2 protein-coding genes are annotated in these 1,210 nt (G+C 60.2%); one reads left to right on the forward strand and one right to left on the reverse strand.

What is annotated here, in order from left to right; genetic code table 11:
• Positions 1–662, forward strand: a 662-nt coding sequence (locus ACXRVY_RS30160) for a trans-sulfuration enzyme family protein (protein ID WP_458239093.1), incomplete at its 5' end; no start/stop codon positions are given.
• A gap of 113 nt (positions 663–775) precedes the next feature.
• Here ACXRVY_RS30160 and ACXRVY_RS30165 read toward each other — a convergent pair.
• On the reverse strand, positions 776–1,210 hold a 435-nt coding region (locus tag ACXRVY_RS30165; RefSeq protein ID WP_458239094.1), incomplete at its 5' end, for a LysR substrate-binding domain-containing protein.

The raw sequence follows: 1,210 nt of genomic DNA on the forward strand, positions 1-1,210 counted from the left end.
TCGCCGCCCTGTGCAAACCGCGAGGCATCCTGCTGGCGGTCGACAACACCTGGGGCTCGGGTTACCTGTACCGACCGCTGACCCTCGGCGCGGACATCTCGATCATGGCGCTGACCAAGTACCTGTGCGGCCACAGCGATGTGGTCATGGGCAGCGTCTGCACCCGTGAGGAAACCTGGCAGCCACTGGCGGTCATGAGCGACACCTTTGGCGCCACCGTCAGCCCGGACGATGCTTATCTGGTGCTGCGCGGTGCCCGGACACTGGCAACGCGACTGGAGGTRCACGAGCGCCAGGCGCTGGAAATCGCCCATTGGTTGCAAGCGCAACCGCAGGTGAAACGGGTGTTCCATCCGGCCTTGCCCGACCATMCCGGCCACGCCTTGTGGCAACGGGATTTCAAGGGCAGTAACGGCTTGCTGTCCTTTGAGCTCAACGAAGCGGACGACGCTTATGTCGAGCGCTTCATCGATGCGTTGCAGTTGTTCGGACTGGGCGCTTCCTGGGGCGGTTTCGAAAGCCTGATTACCGTGGCCGATACCCAGGATCGCCAAAGTGCGACGGACCGTTCACTGAGTCCGGTGTTGCGATTGCATATCGGGTTGGAGGATGTCGAGGCATTGATAGAGGATTTGAAGCGCGCGTTTGCTGCCGCAACGTAAGCCCGAAGTGCCTCGGCTGTAGAAAGAACTCGGTGACGTGGCTCGGAGTCAGCCTCTTCTGCGCTTGATACACCCAAAAAACAATTCCGGATCGAGTCTTGGGGAGTGGGCTTCTATCCCTTTAAAACCAGTGACATGTCCGGGTATTTCGCGCACATGAAATCGACGAATGCGCGAACCTTCGGAGCAGCAAGGCGCCTGGAGGTGTGCAAAACCCAGAGCTCGGGTTCTACACCCGATACCGTGCCCCACTGGACCAACTCGCCACGGGCAAGCTGGTTCCATGCGATGGACTGTGGAATGAGGGCTGCACCACCGCCAGCGATAGCAGCATCGCGGATCATCAGTAACGAAGAGAACCGCAGCTTGGGGATGGGCTCCAGAACCAAGTGTCCTCCATCGAGTTTCCAGTGGGTGGGCTGGAAACTCGAAACCACGATGCTGGGAACCGGTCTGATCGCACCGGGCATGGGCTTGGGTATTTCAGGCGCAGCCACAACTACCAGCCGGACCTTGGCGAAGCAGCGGCCGACCAGACAGCTGACTGG

It is taken from the genome of Pseudomonas sp. P5_A2_2 (assembly GCF_054177685.1).